The organism is Actinoallomurus vinaceus (genome assembly GCF_039542055.1).
GTDB classification, from domain to species: Bacteria; Actinomycetota; Actinomycetes; order Streptosporangiales; family Streptosporangiaceae; genus Actinoallomurus; species Actinoallomurus vinaceus.
Window position 1 is genome coordinate 216,795 of sequence record NZ_BAABHK010000014.1, and the last position, 13,706, is coordinate 230,500.

Annotated in this window: 20 protein-coding genes; 9 read left to right on the forward strand and 11 right to left on the reverse strand. The window is 70.0% G+C overall.

The annotated features are described in order from the left end of the window. Positions 1-20: 20 nt before the first annotated feature. Together ABEA24_RS38675 and ABEA24_RS38680 are read right to left on the reverse strand one after the other, a co-directional pair. Complete coding sequence (locus ABEA24_RS38675; RefSeq protein ID WP_345437873.1) at positions 21-818, reverse strand: site-2 protease family protein; 798 nt, start codon at positions 816-818, stop codon at positions 21-23. Continuing rightward, positions 819-1,394, reverse strand: coding sequence for a TetR/AcrR family transcriptional regulator (locus ABEA24_RS38680; protein WP_345437875.1), 576 nt, complete (start codon positions 1,392-1,394; stop codon positions 819-821). 107 nt (positions 1,395-1,501) lie between these two features. On the opposite strand from ABEA24_RS38680, the gene ABEA24_RS38685 reads away from it, so the two are divergent. Beyond that, a complete protein-coding gene (locus ABEA24_RS38685) occupies positions 1,502-2,380 on the forward strand; it encodes an oxygenase MpaB family protein (RefSeq protein ID WP_345437877.1) in 879 nt (292 codons plus the stop codon). After that, the gene (locus ABEA24_RS38690) at positions 2,377-2,931 is read left to right on the forward strand and encodes an SDR family NAD(P)-dependent oxidoreductase (RefSeq protein WP_345438103.1); all 555 of its coding nucleotides are present in this window, start codon (positions 2,377-2,379) and stop codon (positions 2,929-2,931) included. Before ABEA24_RS38685 ends, ABEA24_RS38690 begins: the two co-directional genes overlap by 4 nt. An 8-nt stretch (positions 2,932-2,939) precedes the next feature. Here the strand turns inward: ABEA24_RS38690 and ABEA24_RS38695 are convergent, their stop codons facing one another. From ABEA24_RS38695 to ABEA24_RS38705, 3 genes are read right to left on the reverse strand one after another with little or no spacing between them, the layout of a single operon-like run. Continuing rightward, positions 2,940-3,335 (reverse strand): DUF3224 domain-containing protein, encoded by a 396-nt coding sequence (locus ABEA24_RS38695; RefSeq protein WP_345437879.1) that lies wholly within the window; start codon positions 3,333-3,335, stop codon positions 2,940-2,942. Positions 3,336-3,382: 47 nt separating this feature from the next. Then, positions 3,383-4,042, reverse strand: coding sequence for an endonuclease NucS (gene nucS / locus ABEA24_RS38700; RefSeq protein ID WP_345437881.1), 660 nt, complete (start codon positions 4,040-4,042; stop codon positions 3,383-3,385). 52 nt (positions 4,043-4,094) lie between these two features. Beyond that, positions 4,095-5,021 carry a DMT family transporter gene (locus ABEA24_RS38705; RefSeq protein ID WP_345437883.1) on the reverse strand — a complete coding sequence of 309 codons (927 nt, stop codon included), beginning with the start codon at positions 5,019-5,021 and terminating at the stop codon, positions 4,095-4,097. Positions 5,022-5,101: 80 nt separating this feature from the next. Between ABEA24_RS38705 and ABEA24_RS38710 the strand changes: the two genes are divergently transcribed. Next, a complete protein-coding gene (locus tag ABEA24_RS38710) occupies positions 5,102-6,049 on the forward strand; it encodes a LysR family transcriptional regulator (RefSeq protein WP_345437885.1) in 948 nt (315 codons plus the stop codon). Positions 6,050-6,093: 44 nt separating this feature from the next. Here the strand turns inward: ABEA24_RS38710 and ABEA24_RS38715 are convergent, their stop codons facing one another. Together ABEA24_RS38715 and ABEA24_RS38720 are read right to left on the reverse strand one after the other, a co-directional pair. Continuing rightward, positions 6,094-7,308, reverse strand: coding sequence for an RNA polymerase sigma factor (locus ABEA24_RS38715; protein WP_345437887.1), 1,215 nt, complete (start codon positions 7,306-7,308; stop codon positions 6,094-6,096). A gap of 1 nt (position 7,309) precedes the next feature. Next, complete coding sequence (locus ABEA24_RS38720) at positions 7,310-7,651, reverse strand: YciI family protein (protein ID WP_345437889.1); 342 nt, start codon at positions 7,649-7,651, stop codon at positions 7,310-7,312. 203 nt (positions 7,652-7,854) lie between these two features. Here ABEA24_RS38720 and ABEA24_RS38725 point away from each other — a divergent pair, with 203 nt between their 5' ends. Further along, complete coding sequence (locus ABEA24_RS38725) at positions 7,855-8,751, forward strand: intradiol ring-cleavage dioxygenase (protein ID WP_345437891.1); 897 nt, start codon at positions 7,855-7,857, stop codon at positions 8,749-8,751. Between the two features lie 42 nt (positions 8,752-8,793). Here ABEA24_RS38725 and ABEA24_RS38730 read toward each other — a convergent pair whose 3' ends face one another. Beyond that, the gene (locus tag ABEA24_RS38730) at positions 8,794-9,528 is read right to left on the reverse strand and encodes a hypothetical protein (protein ID WP_345437893.1); all 735 of its coding nucleotides are present in this window, start codon (positions 9,526-9,528) and stop codon (positions 8,794-8,796) included. A gap of 103 nt (positions 9,529-9,631) precedes the next feature. Between ABEA24_RS38730 and ABEA24_RS38735 the strand changes: the two genes are divergently transcribed. The 4 genes from ABEA24_RS38735 (at position 9,632) to ABEA24_RS38750 (ending at position 11,692) form a co-directional block, all read left to right on the forward strand. Continuing rightward, positions 9,632-10,216 carry a dihydrofolate reductase family protein gene (locus ABEA24_RS38735; protein ID WP_345437895.1) on the forward strand — a complete coding sequence of 195 codons (585 nt, stop codon included), beginning with the start codon at positions 9,632-9,634 and terminating at the stop codon, positions 10,214-10,216. Between the two features lie 210 nt (positions 10,217-10,426). After that, entirely contained in the window at positions 10,427-10,921 is a 495-nt protein-coding gene (locus ABEA24_RS38740; protein WP_345437897.1) for a pyridoxamine 5'-phosphate oxidase family protein, read from the forward strand. A gap of 85 nt (positions 10,922-11,006) precedes the next feature. Continuing rightward, positions 11,007-11,180: a hypothetical protein gene (locus ABEA24_RS38745; protein ID WP_345437899.1), complete on the forward strand. Its 174-nt coding sequence runs from the start codon at positions 11,007-11,009 to the stop codon at positions 11,178-11,180. After that, positions 11,177-11,692 (forward strand): hypothetical protein, encoded by a 516-nt coding sequence (locus tag ABEA24_RS38750; protein ID WP_345437901.1) that lies wholly within the window; start codon positions 11,177-11,179, stop codon positions 11,690-11,692. Before ABEA24_RS38745 ends, ABEA24_RS38750 begins: the two co-directional genes overlap by 4 nt. A 20-nt stretch (positions 11,693-11,712) precedes the next feature. Here ABEA24_RS38750 and ABEA24_RS53805 read toward each other — a convergent pair whose 3' ends face one another. The 3 genes from ABEA24_RS53805 to ABEA24_RS38760 form a co-directional block, all read right to left on the reverse strand. Continuing rightward, positions 11,713-11,886 (reverse strand): DUF397 domain-containing protein, encoded by a 174-nt coding sequence (locus ABEA24_RS53805; RefSeq protein ID WP_425551287.1) that lies wholly within the window; start codon positions 11,884-11,886, stop codon positions 11,713-11,715. Between the two features lie 164 nt (positions 11,887-12,050). Then, a complete protein-coding gene (locus ABEA24_RS38755) occupies positions 12,051-12,224 on the reverse strand; it encodes a DUF397 domain-containing protein (protein WP_345437903.1) in 174 nt (57 codons plus the stop codon). Further along, entirely contained in the window at positions 12,221-13,075 is an 855-nt protein-coding gene (locus ABEA24_RS38760) for a helix-turn-helix domain-containing protein (RefSeq protein ID WP_345437905.1), read from the reverse strand. The genes ABEA24_RS38755 and ABEA24_RS38760 overlap by 4 nt, the downstream gene beginning before the upstream one ends. A 150-nt stretch (positions 13,076-13,225) precedes the next feature. Between ABEA24_RS38760 and ABEA24_RS38765 the strand changes: the two genes are divergently transcribed. Beyond that, positions 13,226-13,615: an ATP-binding protein gene (locus ABEA24_RS38765; protein ID WP_345437907.1), complete on the forward strand. Its 390-nt coding sequence runs from the start codon at positions 13,226-13,228 to the stop codon at positions 13,613-13,615. The last annotated feature ends 91 nt before the right edge of the window (positions 13,616-13,706 follow it).

Genomic DNA, 13,706 nt, shown 5'->3' on the forward strand with positions numbered 1-13,706 from the left:
ATCGGTGGACACCGGAATCGTCAGCCTCCGAAGCTGACGCTCTGCCAGAACCGGAACAGCCCGTGCCCGACCGAGACGAGGTCCTGGTCGATGCCGAACAGGTCCGTGAGGTGATAGACGAGGGAGAAGAACTGCTCGTTGACCGCGGGGATCCACAGCAGGGCGAGCAGCGCCATGAACGCGTAGCCGCCGACCCGGTCCGCCTGCGCGACCCAGCGGCGCGGCAGGTACGGCTCGACGATCCCGAAGCCGTCCAGGCCGGGCACCGGCAGCAGGTTGAGCACGGCCGCGGTGACCTGCAGGAACGCCAGGAACGCCGCGCCGGTCCAGAACAGCAGGTGCGCCGGGTCCTTGGCCAGGTTGGTGATGACGACGCCAAGGATGATCGCGAACAGGAGATTGGCGATCGGCCCGGCCGCCGAGATGAGGCTGTGCCGGATCTTCCCGGGGATCGCCCCGCGGTCGATGTAGACGGCGCCGCCCGGCAGGCCGATCCCGCCGAGCAGCACGAACAGCACCGGCAGCAGGAAGCTCAGCGTGATGTCGCCGTACTTCAGCGGGTTCAGCGTCAGGTAGCCGTTGGTCGCGACGCTCCGGTCGCCGGACCGCCAGGCGAAGAACGCGTGCCCGAACTCGTGCAGGCACAGCGACACGATCCAGCCGCTGACGACGAACAGGAACAGGAACAGCCGGGCGGTCCGGTCCGGGCTGATGCCGTACCGCCAGACCGCCAGGCCGGACAGCGCGAACAGGCCGAGGACGAAGAGGAACGCTGGGCTGGGCCGCACGGAGGACCGCACCGCGCTTACATCGGACATCTATCTGCTCTCTACGAGGGCGGGGACGACATAGGTGCGCAGGAACTCCCGGGGGTCCCCGTCGCGGGGGAGGGCGATCATCGAGGAGATGATCCGGAAGAGGAACTCCACCGCGCCTTCCACCGTGATGTCCGCGCGGAGCAGACCCTCACGCTGGGCCATCGCGAAGTACGGCCGCACGCGGTCGGCACACAGGCGCAGGACGTGCTCGGCGGCCCCGGCGATGGCGGTCTGGGTGTGACCGGCGGCCTCCGGGGTGAGCAGGGCCGCCACCCGCGGCTCGCCGCGCACGAACGCGACCGCGTCGACGACCCCTTCGACGACGCCGTCGGAGACCGAGGCCTGCGTGGCGAGCCGGGCGGCCAGCCGATCGAGGAAGCGGCGCAGGTCGCGGAGGAGCACGGCGAGGATCACCTCGTCGCGCCCACCGCCGAAGCTGCGGTAGACGGTCGCTCGGGACAGCCCCGCCGCCGCCGCGATGTCCTCGATGGTCGTCTTGCCGACGCCGTACCGCGCGAAGCAGTGCTCGGCGGCGTTGACGATCCGCTCCCGGACGTCGGTGGTGGCCTGCGGCATGCCTCGCAGGGTACCGGTCCCGTGAGACGCGACACATGAGACAAACATTGCGTCTTGTCGCAAACGGCGTAACGTGGTCGCCGCACCCTGAACCACCCGGAGGCCGGATGAATCCGCGTACGTCCATCGACGAGGCGTTCTGGGCGATGATGGCCGCCGCCCACCTGCCGGGCGAGCAGTACACCGACCCGCCCGGCGACCCCGGGCTGTTCGGGCCGGACTCGGCCATCTGGCACGTCCACGGCGACGTCTCCGGCGTCCTCGGCGGTGTCTCCGGGCTCATCCTCGGCACGCTCAACGAGCCCGTCACCCACGGCACGAACCGCTTCTCCGACTACCTCCAGGACCCGATCAAACGGCTCGGCTTCACCGCGTCGTTCGTGCTCGGCATGACGTACGGCTCGACGCCCGTCGCGGAACGGCTCGCCGGCACGGTCCGGGCGATGCACCAGCGGGTCCAGGGCGCGATGCCCGACGGCCGGACCTTCTCCGCGACCGACCCGGACGACATCGTCTGGGTCGGGATCACCCAGGCGTACTCCGCCGCCCGCGCCCACGTCGCGTACCACCCGCGCCCGCTGCGAGGCCGCGACCTCGACCGGTACTTCGCCGAGTACGCCGTGATCAACGAGATGCTCGGCGCGCCCGACTCGCCCCGTACGCTCGCCGAGGCGGAGGACTACTTCGCGGCCGTGCGGCCCCGCCTGACCGTCAGCGAGGAGGTGCTGCAGGCGGTCGCGTTCCTGCGCCGGCCGAAGGGGGCGAGCCCCGCGACCCGGATCTCCAGCGCGCTCCTCGCCCGCGTCGCGACCGATCTGCTCCCGGACTGGGCGCTCACCCTCCTCGGCGGGCGCCCGCCCTTTCCGCACGCGACCCGGATCGCGGGCCACGCCCTCATCCGCACGCTCCGGTACGGCGTGCGGTACCGGATGATCGACGAGGCACGGGCGCGCTGCGCCGCGACATCCGTGGAAACAACGCTCTGACGTGGCACGATGCCGCCGGGCCTCTCACCGACTTCTCCATTGAGGAGATCGACCGTGCCCTGGACGTCAACCTGCGCGTGCCGATCGTCATGGCCCGCCTGGCGGCCGAGCAGATGACCTCGCGCGGGCGCGGGCACCTGGTCTTCATGTCGTCGATCGCGGGCAAGGTCGCGTTCGGAGGCACGGCGCTGTACCACGCGACCAAGTTCGGGCTGCGGGGTCTCGCCCTCGGCCTCCGCGAGGACCTGCACCCGCACGGCGTCGGCGTCTCGGTGATCTACCCGGGATTCATCCGGGAGGCCGGGATGTTCGCCGACGCCGGGGTGGAGCTGCCGCCGGGCGTGGGCACCAGCTCGCCCGGCGACGTCGCCCGCGCGGTGGCCCGTGTCATCGAACAGGACCGCGGCGAGGCCGACGTCGCCCCGCTGCCCGTCCGCGTCGGGGTGACGCTGGGTGCCTTGGCTCCGAGCCTGTTCGCCAGGATTCAGCGGCGGGGCGGCGCGGACAAACTCACCCGTGCGCTCGCCGAGGGCCAGCGCGAGAAGCGCTGACAGCGTCCTCAGTCCAGCTCGTAGTCGAGCGTGTAGGAGTGACCGCCGTCCTCGTGGATGATGATCTGGCCCTCGCCCTTGATCCCCTCGAGGTCGCCGGTGCCGCTCGTCTCTACGATCTTCCAGGTTAGCCACGGCTTGCCGTCCTCGCCGCCCGCGTTGTGCTGGAGCACGAACCCGCCCGTGCGCCCGTCCAGCGTGCCCTGGAACCGTTCGATCCCGACGTACGCGGCGGGGTTCTCGGTGACAACAGTGATCAGCTCGGCGTTGCTGGTGCCGGCGAGACCGCCACTGAACGTCTTGTCGACGTGGACCCGCGTGAACGTGATCCCGTCGCGCTCGTCGTACGGCTTCTCCGCGTCCCAGACGTCGAGGGTGAAGGTGCCTTCTGCTCGCTTGCTCATGCGACCAGCATGGCGGCGAAGGCTGCCACCTTCTGTCAGGTACTCCGCTAGAAGAGCGTGCCGTCCCGCTCGATGCCGCGCAGCGCGTCGTAGTCCAGGGTGACGCAGCCGATGCCGCGGTCCTCGGCGAGCACCCGCGCCTGCGGCTTGATCTCCTGCGCGGCGAAGATCCCGCGGACGGGCGCCAGGAGCGGATCGCGGTTCAGCAGCTCGAGGTAGCGGGTGAGCTGCTCGACGCCGTCGATCTCCCCGCGCCGTTTGATCTCGACGGCGACGGTCGCGCTCGTATCGTCCCGGCACAGGATGTCGACCGGGCCGATCGCGGTGGGGTACTCCCGGCGGACGAGCTTCCAGCCCTCGCCCAGCGTCGTGATGTGCTCGGCCAGCAGCTCCTGCAGGTGGGCCTCGACGCCGTCCTTCTGCAGTCCCGGGTCGACGCCCAGCTCGTGGCTGGAGTCGTGCAGGATCTCCTCGATCGTCAGGATCAGCTGCTCGCCCGACTTGCCGTGCGTGACCGTCCAGCGGCCCTCTTCCTCCTTGACGCTGCACGGCGGGTTCATCCAGTTGAGCGGTTTGAACGCGCGGTCGTCGGCGTGGATCGAGACACTGCCGTCGGCCTTCATCAGGACCAGCCGTGTGGCCAGGGGCAGGTGGGCGGTGAGCTTGCCGACGTAGTCGACGCTGCAACGGGCGATGACGAGGCGCACGGTCGCCCACCTTAGCCGCAGCGCGTGCCGGCCGTGGCCCTTAAGGATGATGTCAGGTGCTGGTGAGCGCCGTTGCCGGGCAGGGGGTGTCCTCTTTCACGGTGGTGCGGTGGGCACGTTCGATGGCCTGGCCCCAGTAGGTTCCGGCGACCATGAGCGCGGCACCGAGGGCGGCCATGATGGTGAGCCGCTCGCCACCAAGACTGATCCCGGCCATCACGGCCCAGATCGGTTCGGTGCCCAGGAGAAGGCTCGCCCGGCTGGCAGAAGTGCGTTGCACCGCCCAGGTCTGGGCCAGGAAGGCGAATACGCTGCAGAACAGGGCGAGATAGATCAGCTGGGCCCAGGTGGTGGCACTGCTGCCGACCAGCTCCGGCAGGCCGGCGATGGCGGGTGCCGAGAACAGCGCCGAGCCGACGACGGTCTGGGCGGTCGTCAGGTGCAGCGGATCCATGGAGCGGACCGCGGTGAGCCGCCCGACGAGCGCGACGTGTCCCGCCCGCACCACCGCGGCGGCGAGCATCAGCGCATCGCCGACCCGTGGGGTGTGCAGTTCGCGGCCGGACATGAGAAGCCCGATGGCCAGGGCGCAGACGCCGGCGGCGACGAAGAACCGCAGGGGCGGCCTGCCGCGGCCGCCGGCACGGTCCAGCAACGGCGTCAGCACGATGGTCAGGCTGATGATCAGCCCGGCGTTGGCGGCGCTGGTGTGCGCAACCCCGTAGGTCTCCAGCACGAGAACGGCGGCCTGGGTGACTCCCAGCAGTGTCCCGGCGCGGGTCTCCGCACGGGTCCAGCGGCGGAATCCGCGACGAGATGCGACCACCACGGCACAGGCGAGTGCAGAAATCGCATACCGGGCGAAGAGGAGCGCCAGGACGGGGATGGCGGTGGCGGCTGTCTTCGCCGCCAGGTAGCTGGAACCCCAGACGAGCGCGACGAGCAGAAGGACGACGTCGGTACGGCGAGCATCAGGCACGTCCCCACGGTGCACGACCAGGACGATGAAGCCAACCACCAACTTCTGAAACGAACCTTTAGCTGACCTACACTTACGGAGTGGACGTACGGCAGTTGCGGATCCTGCGTGAACTGGGAGAGCTGGGCAGCGTGAGCGCGGTCGCCGAGGCCATGCACGTGACGCCCTCGGCGATTTCACAGCAGCTACGGTTGCTGCAACGCTCGAGCCCCGTCCCGCTCACCGAACGCGCTGGGCGACGTATGGTGCTCACCGACGCCGGGCAGGCCCTGGCGGGTGCGGCGATCGAGGTGGAGACCGCCCTCGCCCGGGCGCGCCACACCGTCACCGACTTCGCCGAGCGACCAGACGGTGACGTGTCGGTCGCGGCTTTCCACAGCGCGGCCGCGGTGTTCTTCCCGCTCCTGCTGCACGGTCTCGCCGGGCCGGAGCGTCCCCGCGTGACTCTGGCCGACGAGGACGTGGCGCAGGACCGCTTTCCCCGTCTCACCCGGGACTACGATCTTGTGCTCGCTCACCGGCTCGACCATGCTCCGGCGTGGCCGCGCACCGTGACCGCTGCGACGCTACTGCGTGAGCCGCTCGACGTCGCGCTGCCGACCGACCACCCGCTGGCTTCGAAGCGGCAGCTGTTCCCGCGCGACGTGGCCGATCAGCCCTGGATCACCGTTCACGACGGCTTCCCGCTGATGGCCACCATCGAGGCCATCGGCGCCGTCGCCAACCGCCGACTCGACGTCGTCCACCGCATCAACGAATTCTCAGTGGTCGCCGAGGCCGTGGCCGCCGGCGGCGGCCTGGCCCTGATGCCCCGCTGGACGTCGCGTCCGCACCCCGCGGTCGTCCTGAGGCCGCTGAGCGGTGTACACGCCGAACGCCATATCGATGTCCTCCACCGCCCCGAGCGCACCGCACGAAAGGCCGTCCAGACCGTCCTCGCCGAGTTGCGCCGCGTCGCCGCCGCCATCCAGAGCCGAGACCCCCACGCACCGCAGCCGGATGTCGAGTTCGGTCCTCGTAACGGGTGAGCTGCTCGACGCCGTCGATCTCCCGCGCCGTTCGATCTCCGTCGTCACCGGCCGAGCGCCGCATGGCGGCGTCGTAGATGGTCGCGTTCGGCCGTGTTCTCGGTGCGGGCGATCGCCGCCTCGTACGCCAGGGCCGCCTCGGCGGTTCGGCCGAGACGCCGCAGGAGGTCGGCCCGGATGGCGTGGTACAGGTGGTGCCGGTCGAGGTCCAGGCCGTCGACGAGGGCGAGCGCAGGCCCGGGACCCTCCACCTCGGCCACGGCCACGGCGCGGTTCAGGGCCACGACCGGGCTCGGGGCGAGCGCGAGGTGCAGGTCGTACAGCTCCAGGATCTGCCGCCAGTCCGTGGCGGCCGCGTCCGGCGCGTCGCTGTGCACCGCGTTGATCGCGGCCTGGATCTGGTACGGCCCCGGCCGGTCGCGCCGGAGACATCGCCGGACGAGGGCCTGCCCTTCGGCGATCAGCTCGCGGTCCCACCGGCTCCGGTCCTGCTCGGCCAGCGGGACCAGCGAACCGTCCGGGCCGGTCCGCGCCGCCCGCCGCGACTCGACCAGCAGCATCAGCGCGAGCAGGCCCGTCACCTCCGGCTCGTCGGGCATCAGCTCGGCCAGCAGCCGCCCGAGGCGGATCGCCTCCGCGCACAGCTCCGCGCGGATCAGCCGGTCGCCCGAGCCGGCCACGTACCCCTCGTTGAAGATCAGGTAGATGACGGCCAGCACGGCCCGCAGGCGATCCGGCAGGTCCGCCTCCTTCGGGATGCGGTACGGGATGCGCGCGTCGCGGATCTTGCCCTTGGCCCGGACCAGGCGCTGGGCCATCGTCGGCTCGGGCACGAGGAACGCCCGGGCGATCTCCGCGGTGGTCAGCCCGCCCAGGAGCCGGAGCGTCAGCGCGACCCGTACGGCGGGTGCCAGCGCGGGGTGACAGCAGGTGAAGATCAGGCGTAGCCGGTCGTCGCGCACCGGGCCCTCCTCGGCCGGTTCGTCGGCGGTCCGCAGCAGCGCGGCCTGCGCGTGCCGGTCCGTACGGGACGCCTCACGGCGCAGCCGGTCGATCGCGCGGTTGCGGGCGGTGGTGATGATCCACCCCGCCGGGCTCGGGGGCGGCCCCGCCGACGGCCAGCGCCGCAGCGCCTCGGCGAAGGCGTCCTGGACCGCCTCCTCGGCGAGGTCGATGTCGCCGAAGCCGCGGACCAGGACGGCCACCGCGCGGCCGTACTCCTCGCGGAAGATCTGTTCGACCTGCGCGGTGGCGGACACCTCAGTCCTCGCCCAGCATCGGCCGCACCTCCACCGGAAGGGAGGCGATGCGGGTGAAGGCCGCTGCCCATTCGAGCGCGGCGTCGAGGTCGGCCGCCCGGACGACCGTGAAGCCGCCGACGTACTCCTTGCCCTCGGCGAACGGGCCGTCGGTCGTGAGCACCTCGTCGTCGCGGAGCCGTACGACCGTGGCCGTGCTCGGAGCGTGCAGGCGTCCGGTGAAGACCCACGCGCCGGCGGCCTTCATCTCCTGCTGCCAGGCCTCGACCTCACGCATGATCCGGTCCAGGTCGGCCGGGGGCTCTCCCTCGGGCTGGTAGACACTGAGCAGGTACTGCTTCATCGCGGGCTCCTCTTCCGGACCGGCCCTCTGCCGGCTCTCACCCTCTATACGAATGACCTCCGGCTGGATCGACAGACGGCGGCGTCGAACATCTCACGGTTCTCAGATCGTTCTCATCCAATCTTCATGGGGCACGGCTAGCGTCGCTCGACACGGGGGACGACTGATCGTCATAGCCGTTGTCAACCCAAGGTGGCGAACGCATGACCGAACGCGAAGACCACACGCAGTCGCCCGAATCCGGAGCGGTGAACCGCCGCGCCGCGCTGACCGCCCTCGGCGGCGCGGGCCTCGGAGCGGCCGGAATCGTCGCGCTGGGCCGCGCGGCGGCCGGCGCCTCCACCACCCACGGACCCACCGGTCCGAAGCCGGCCTGCGTGCTGGCGCCGGAGATGGTCGAGGGCCCCTACTACCTCGACTACGACCTCTTCCGCCGCGACATCACCGAGCACAAGGACGGCGTGCCCCTCATCCTGCGCGCCACCGTCGTCGACGCGACCACCTGCGCGCCCATCCCGAGGGCCGCGCTGGACATCTGGCACTGCGACGCCCTCGGCGAGTACTCCGGCTACACGGCCATGGGCGTCGGCGGCGCGAACGGCGGCGGCCCTGGAGGTCCCGGCGGCGGCACCCCGCCCACCGGCACGCCGACGCCGCCGCCCGGCTCCCCGCCTCCGGGCGGCGGCGGAGGCCACGCCGAGCCGACCGACAAGCTCACCTTCCTCCGGGGCGTCCAGCTCACCGACCGGCGCGGCGTCGTAGAGTTCCGGACGCTGTATCCCGGCTGGTACATGGGCCGGGCCATTCACATTCACGCCAAGGTCCACATCGGCGGCAAGGTCGTCGGCCGGAAGTACACCGGCGGCCACGTGGCGCACACCGGCCAGTTCTTCTTCGACGAGAACGTCACCGAGCGGATCGCCAAGCTCCAGCCGTACGCGATCAACACCACGCACCGCACGACGCTGGACGAGGACGGCATCTACCGCAACGGCGGTTCAGCCGGCCTGGTCACCCTCCGCCCCCTGCACAAGGGACCGACCACCCACGGCCTGCTCGCCACCATCGTCGTCGCCGTGAACCCCGACGCCACTCCCTGACCGTCCCGCCCCGCCCCGTCCCGCCACGGGGCGGGCCCGGGGTCATCCCGGTGCCAACGCCGTATGGATCTCGGCGAGCAACTCGAGCACGTCATCCCGCGTCTCACCCTCGAACGCGGCCTCGACGGCGGCCACCAGACGGCCATCCGTCAGCCAGGTGATGACCTGCCGATATCCGGGACCGTGCCGATCCCAGAACACAATGAGCCGTGGGTCGGGCCACCATTCGACGTCATCGATCACGAACTCGCGCAGATGCCGGATCGCCGCGGTGGTCGCCAACCGGCCCCAGGCGGAGAGGAAGGGATCGAGACCGACCCCGGTGGTGGCGAGGCAACTCAGCCGTGTCGCGATGCCGGGCCGTACGGGATGGTCCTCAAGAGCCTCGGCCCACCACGCCCTCAGGAACGCCTCCACAGCGGCCCGCTCGTCGGCGACCCAGGTCCTCCACTCGGCCGTGACCAGCTTGCCGAACACGATCTCCGGATCCGGATAGCCGAAGGCGTCGGCCGCGGCGCACTCCAGGAGCCGGGGCACGAAGTAGCGGAACTCCTCGGCACCGCCCCACGTGTTCAACGCCTTGGCCGCGTACCGCGCCAGATCCTCGGGCGGCAGCGAGCGCAGCGGCCGGTCCAGCAGCCGCCGATCCTCGTCCGGGCCCACACAGTGGGAGCACCCTTCCACCCGCGCCGGCCGGCGGATCAGACCGAAGACCCCGTACAGCTCGTCGACCGCGTCCCCCATGCTCCGTGCCCCAGGCGCCTCGTCGGCTGTCACCCGCTCATCGTGCCGCAGCGTCGGACGTGAACGTCGCCAGGCCGACCGATGAGTTCTCGTCGCCCGGGACGTTCTATCCGTAGAGAACCCACGGGAGGTCCACATGGCCGAGGTCTACACGCACATGACGATGTCCCTGGACGGCTACATCGCCGACCCGGAGGACGGGACCGGTGAGCTGTTCGGCTGGTACGGCGCCGGCGACGTCACCGTGCCGAGTGCCGACGAGCGCTGGTCGTTCCAGGTCGACGCGAACAGCGCGGCGATGCTGCGCGAGACCCTCTCCGGCGCCGGTGCGCTCGTCTGCGGCCGCCGGCTCTTCGACCTGACCGATGGTTGGGACGACAGCCACCCGATAGGGGCACCGGTCGTCGTCGTGACCCACAACGCGCCCCAGGACGCGGCGAAGCGGCCGCGAACCACCTTCGTCGGCGGCGTCGCGGAAGGCATCGCGCGCGCCAAGGAGATCGCCGGCGAAAAGGACGTCAGTATCGCGAGCGCCGACATCGCACGGCAGGCCCTCGACATGGGCCTGGTGGACGAGGTCTGCATCAGCCTCGTACCGGTGCTCCTCGGCGAGGGGATCCCGTACTTCACCGACCTGACCGGCGCACCGCACCGCTTCGACGACCCGGTCGTGATCCAGGGCGAGCGCGTCACCCACCTTCGTTACCGCGTGCGGCGCTGAGGCCTCCTGCCTCGTTCGACGGTCGGCGTCGCCTCCGCCGGCGAACTCTTCGACGCGCCCGACTTCCTCCGCGCGCTGTCCCCGCACATCTCCCTGGACCTGCGTCCTTAGCAGTATGTCCGGCGCGGGCGGCCAGGACCTGGCGCGTGGGATCGGCGATGAATTCGTGGCGGCTCTCCGGTCAGTACGGTCGACCGAAGGAGATGACTCATGGAACTCGCACAGGGCGACCTGCGGCTGCTCGAGACGGACATCGCACAGCGTCTGCTGCACTCGACGATCCCGGCACGGCTCGCCTACGTGGCGACCGACGGGACACCTCGGGTGATGTCGACGTGGTTCGTCTGGACCGGTGGTGAGCTCGTGATGGCGACGTACGTCCACTGTCCACCGCTCGGGATCACGCGCCCGGCCGCGCGACTGCGCGCCCTGCGCGCGAACCCCGACGTGGCCGTCACGATCGACACGGAGCCGCAGCCGCCGGAGGTGCTCCTCCTGCGCGGCCGGGTGTCGATCACCGAGGTCGACGGCATGGTGCCTGAGCAGGCGCAGGCGGCACGCCGCTTTCTCGGTGAGGAGGGTGGCGCCGGGTACGTCGCCCAGGCCGAGCACCCGGACACGAGGATGGCGCGCATCGCGCTGCGCCCCACGTGGGCAGGCGTCGTGGACTTCCGGGATCGGCTCCCGGGCATCATGAGCGGCTGACCGACGGCGGCCGGCCAAGCCGAAGGCGACGTCGGTATCCGACGAGTGCCCTGATTACCGGGGTCCATGCCCGATAATCCCGGCCATGGGATTCTGGGGCACCTTCCTGGTGGCGGGCAGTGATCGGTCTCTCCCGGACCTCGACGGCGTGCGCGACCTGGCCGACCACATCATCTGGCACGGCAAGGGCCAGGACGGCTGGCAGGCGGTTCAGCTGCACCGCACGCCGGCCCGCCTGACAGGTCGTGGTGTCCGGTGATTGAACGGCCCTACCCGTACGTGGGCCCCTCCGACCTCCTCGACACCGTGCGATCCGGCGGGGAGGGGTACGCGATCCGTTGTCCGAACGACCTCACCGCCTGGTCGTCCGGCCGCGGCGACGCCGAACTCGACGAACCCGTCACGTACGTCGTCGACCTCACCGGGACGTTGCGGCTGGCGCCGAGGCGAAGTGAGCACGTCGCATGCGCCGGCGGTGCCCCCGTTCTGGGCGCCGGAGAGGTGATGTTCCGCCGCGAGCGGGGCCGCTGGATCGTCGAGGAGATCAGCAACCAGTCGACCGGCTACTGCCCGGACGTCACGAGTTGGACGGCGGTCCGCGACGCCCTCGACCGAGCAGGACTCGACCACCCGGGCGGCTTCACGCATCCGGTCGTCTTCCGCCGCTGCCCGGCCTGCCACGAACGGAACATCGTCCGCGACGACGACTTCCACTGCGCCCTCTGCGACGCACAGCTTCCCGCCACGTGGAACATGGACCCGCGCGCCTGACCGGTGAGTCGGAGGGCCTGCTATCGGCTCCTGCCGCCAGGCCGGATGACAGCGACCTGCACGCACTCGCCGCCCTGATTCGCGCTGTGGCTGCTGGTACGCCACACGGCGGCAACCTGAACGCACGTCCCGCCCTGGTTTCCGCTGTAACGACTCGTCCGCCACGTGGGCCGAGGCGAATGGAGAGTCGTCATAGCTCTGACAATAGCCCGGCGATCAGCTTTTGGGACTCTCGTGCGGAGAGGGCGTGTCTCTCAGGGTTGTCTACTCAGGTGAGAATTTTTTCACCTGAGTAGACAGTGCAGGAGGGAGCGACCTCCCGCGGGGGAAATTTGTCCAGCTTTGTGGTACAGATCAGCTAGCGGGTGCTGCGTTCAGGCCTGACGAGGGCTACCTCCACGCATTCGCCGCCCTGTTCCGCGCTGTGGCCGCTGGTCCGCCATGCGGCGGCCACCTGCACGCATGTCCCGCCCTGGTTCGCGCTGTGACTGCTTGTCCGCCAGGGCGTCTGAAACGAGATACGAATCGTCATAGTTCAGACAGTAGCTGTTGAATCAGCTTTTGGGAGTCCTGCTCGGATAGAGCGGCGGCTTGGAGGTGATCGAAGGTAGAGCTGTAGGCCTGGATATCAGATTCCTCTTCGCGGTACGACATCGCAGTCAAAGAGTCGACTGTGACAACCCGTAGGTCGCCATGGTCGCCGACGTCGAGGATTCCGAACGCGCTGGCCACGCCCAAGTGTGCACCACTAGTGAACGGGATCACCTGAATGGTCACGTCGGGTAGAACCGAAATCTCGAGCAGAAGCCGAAGTTGAGCTCGCATGAGTTTCTGGCCGCCGACCTGCCGCCGCAACGCTGCCTCGTCCATGATCGTCCGAAGCTGCGGCGGGCTTGGTCGTTGCAGCAGTTCTTGGCGGCGCATGCGCACGGCGACCAGCCGGTCGACGCGCTCGGGATCGTCTGCGAATGGCCCTGTCTCCATGAGTGCACGGGCGTAGGCCTCGGACTGCAGGAGCCCAGGCACGAGGATCAACTCGAACAGCGCGATGGACGCCGCGTCGGCTTCAAGGCCGATGAAGTCCATCATTTCGGGGGAGAGGTCGGTGGCGTAGCGCTGCCACCAGCCCTTCTTGCGACCGTTGCGGCACCAGTCGAACAGGCGGCCGGTCACGGCGGGGTCGGTGACGCCGTACTTGCCGAGGATGTACTCCAGGTCGCGGACCGGGAGGTGGTGCAGGCCCTTCTCGATGCGGCTCAGCGACGAGGGCGAGCGCATGAGGACGTGGGCGGCGTCGTCTAACGTCAGGCCGGCCGCCTCGCGGTGGTCGCGAAGGGCCATGCCCAGCCTGCGCAGCCGGATCGTCGGCGTGATGGTGGCCATGTCGGCATTCTGACCAGGCAGAAGATCGGCCGCCACGCGATTCGGCGATGTGCAAATCGGCTCCTCGCCGTCACTCTCTTTTAACGAAGCGTATTGAACGCGTTACGCCTCGCGACGATGCTTGCGGCGACATCGAGGAGAGGAGTCGTCATGGGGGCGATGGTCGTACTGGGGACGCTGACGCTTCCGGGCAGCGAGCGGTGTGTCGCGCACGCCCGCCGCTTCGTCCGCGACCTGGTCGGGGAGGACCACCCGGCCGTCGACGACGCCGAGCTGTGCGCCAGTGAACTGGTCACCAACGCGGTCGTGCACACCGACTCCGGAAAGGGCGGCCGCGTCACCGTCACCGTCGCCCGGGACGGTGACGTGCTGGAGATCTGCGTCGCGGACGACGGTGCTGACGGAGAACTGCCACACGTACGAGATGACCTCTTCGCGGAGAACGGCCGGGGTATTGTGATCGTGACGGCCCTCGCCGCCGAATGGGGTGTGGAGGCCGAACGCGACGGCACCACCACCTGGTTCCGCCTCCGGGGCTAATGCCCGGCCGGTCATGGGGCGCATTCTCGCCGTTCCGCTCCAGTGAGCCACACGCGGATTCCCCGCTGCTCCTCAGCGCGTGACCCATCCC